5 protein-coding genes are annotated in these 2423 nt (G+C 33.9%); 1 reads left to right on the top strand and 4 read right to left on the bottom strand.

What is annotated here, in order from left to right:
- Positions 1-106: 106 nt before the first annotated feature.
- Complete coding sequence (locus tag ABZ914_RS50245; protein ID WP_312257965.1) at positions 107-349, bottom strand: hypothetical protein; 243 nt, start codon at positions 347-349, stop codon at positions 107-109.
- 106 nt (positions 350-455) lie between these two features.
- Between ABZ914_RS50245 and ABZ914_RS50240 the strand changes: the two genes are divergently transcribed.
- A complete protein-coding gene (locus ABZ914_RS50240) occupies positions 456-773 on the top strand; it encodes a hypothetical protein (RefSeq protein ID WP_031560867.1) in 318 nt (105 codons plus the stop codon).
- A gap of 214 nt (positions 774-987) precedes the next feature.
- Here the strand turns inward: ABZ914_RS50240 and ABZ914_RS50235 are convergent, their stop codons facing one another.
- Genes ABZ914_RS50235 through ABZ914_RS50225 form a run of 3 tightly spaced genes read right to left on the bottom strand, consistent with a single transcriptional unit; the run spans position 988 to position 2310 of the window.
- Positions 988-1257: a hypothetical protein gene (locus ABZ914_RS50235; protein ID WP_023164536.1), complete on the bottom strand. Its 270-nt coding sequence runs from the start codon at positions 1255-1257 to the stop codon at positions 988-990.
- Positions 1258-1269: 12 nt separating this feature from the next.
- Positions 1270-2058: a phage antirepressor KilAC domain-containing protein gene (locus ABZ914_RS50230; protein WP_312257963.1), complete on the bottom strand. Its 789-nt coding sequence runs from the start codon at positions 2056-2058 to the stop codon at positions 1270-1272.
- A gap of 12 nt (positions 2059-2070) precedes the next feature.
- Positions 2071-2310, bottom strand: coding sequence for a helix-turn-helix transcriptional regulator (locus tag ABZ914_RS50225; RefSeq protein ID WP_023189646.1), 240 nt, complete (start codon positions 2308-2310; stop codon positions 2071-2073).
- Positions 2311-2423: the final 113 nt, after the last annotated feature.

Genomic DNA, 2423 nt, shown 5'->3' with positions numbered 1-2423 from the left:
CCCATTTTTAAATTCTCCGTTTCTTATTTTTGTTGAAACGTGATATAATCTAAGTGTAAAATTTAGAGACATCACGTCTTAGTCCGTATTCCTAGTGCGGGCTTTTTTATTTTGCAATCGTTAAATTCTTGTTTGCCATTTTCTGACGGGCAATATCATTTTTATGATGTTGCATGTTTTCTGCAAACAGTTCTTTATTTTCTTCTTGCAATTTATTAGAGAAATCAATCCAATCTTGACGGCTTTTTTCGCAATTAGCAAGACTTTGTTGAGTTGATTCCAACTCTCTTTTCATGCGATCATAATCCGCAAGTTTAAATTTTTCTTCTTCTGTTTTAAATCCAAACATTTTTAATGTCCTTTCTATGTATGTGTTTTAATCCTCCGAGTGCTATAATTACTGTGAGCAGATATTTGCGGTATTTGCTTAGTTTTATGGAAAGGAGGCATTTTAAATGAGTGAAACTGGATTAGATGAATTAATTGATGACTTGGAAAATATGCTTGATAAAGCTAGAGATTTAGATGGAGAACATGATGTTATATTTAGCGATATTTTTACTGAATCTTTCCTGAAAAATCATACCGGGTTCTCATCTCTTGAAGACTTTGCCGATGCCAGTCGTTTTGATTGGACAACACCCAAGTCATTTGAAGCTATTCCCAATGATGAATTAGACGTTTTTGTAAGGAAAAACTCACAATTCAATTCGTGGGAAGAAATGCTTGAAACTGCTAGTTCCGAGTATATTATGAATCAACTCGGATTTTAATTTTATTTATCCTAGTTAATGTATTTTTTAACTGTTCAACTTGGTCTAAAGCTTCGTTGAGCAGTTTTTTTAGTTCGTCCAAACCTTCTGCTTTTATTTCTACACTAATATCTGGCAAATTTTTTTCTCTTTTCTAGCGGAGCACCGCATTTAATAAATTAACTTGGTATGTGGAGGTAGTCATTTTCTCTTTAATCATGTCTTGCCCGACATTTTAGTAATAAAAATCATGTAAATCTTCCAATAGATAGAAGACTGAACCACCTCGATTTATCGAAGGTAATCCGTTTTCTCTCCACTTTTTAAGCGTATCTGATGACATGTGGAATTCTTTCAACAAATCAACCTGCCTGATTTCTCCGGTCTTACTTTCATATTTGAACAGCTCCTTTTGGAATTTCAGCCATTCATTCGTCATCTTACGAAATTCTTCTAGGACGCCATTGGCTAGATACGCAGCCATTGGATCATATCGTTCTCCCATATATTTTCCTTTCTAAGCAACGTCATCTCGTTCAATTGTGGGATAAATACCTTCTGTTTTTAGTAAGTTGTAAATGAACATTCTGCCTTTTTGAGTCCACTTAGTATTCATAACAACTTTTTCTCCGCCATCTTTGTGATTCGGAATAACATTTGTTTCACTAAATGTATAACCATGATTTTTATGTTTAGCGTATAATAACCACTGTCCGCCAACTTTATGTTGAACTTTTAACTCATAAAGCATTTTATTTAATGCTTGGGCGCTCATTCCATAATCTTCGGCAATCTGACTAATCGTTACCAAAGATTTTGATTTCATGATGCGGTCATAATAATCTGCTTTGGGTCTGCTTTCTGCAACCTGTTGAGATAACATCGCTGTTTTTTCTTGCTCATCTTTAAGATTAGTAGCGAGTTGAATGATGAAATCTGGACTTGTTAAAGCTTTTTCAATAACTTCATTAGTCATGTAAGCTCCATTTTTGCGGATTGTTGGAAGGACTTCAACAGCCAACCAATCTGTGAATTTTTCAGATACAGCATTGTTTGCTTTGAATGCAAGTTTGTATACCATAGGTTCACTGATGAATGAACCTTTTTCAATTTCCCCAGAAAGTTGGGGAAGATATTTATTAATAGTTTCCCAGCGAATGCTCTCGTAAATCTTTCCACTCTTATTTTGCTTTTGAGTTAAACCTAACGATTTTGCGACTTGTTCTGCACTAAATAGAACTTCTTCTCCCTCGACTTTAACGTCAAGATTGAAAATTCCATTTGTGAAATTTTGTAATTCGTTCATATTTTTTCCTTTCTAACTAGCTTTAAACCGATTATATTCGGTTGTTTTTCCTAAAAAAATAAAATCAATAGGATAGTCGTAAATTTCTGCCAATTTTCTTGCTAGACTCATGGGAATTTCAGTGCTATCTTTTTCATAACTCAAAATAGTTTGATAGTTTTTTCCAACAATTTCAGCAACTTCTTTAGCTGAAAAGTCAGCATTTGTTCTTGCAGCTTTTAATTTAATTTTTGGTGGTGTTTTCTCTGCCATACTGGCTCCTTTCTGTGTATGTATTTTAGTAATACCATTTCTCTAATTTATATCCCCGCCAAGAAATGCTATAATTGAAAGAAAACGGAGAAATTATAATGGAATCGGTGGAT

The sequence above is a fragment of the Spirillospora sp. NPDC046719 genome (genome assembly GCF_040645715.1).
In the GTDB taxonomy this organism is placed as follows: Bacteria; Actinomycetota; Actinomycetes; order Streptosporangiales; family Streptosporangiaceae; genus Spirillospora.
This window is presented reverse-complemented; position numbering and strand designations above follow the sequence as displayed.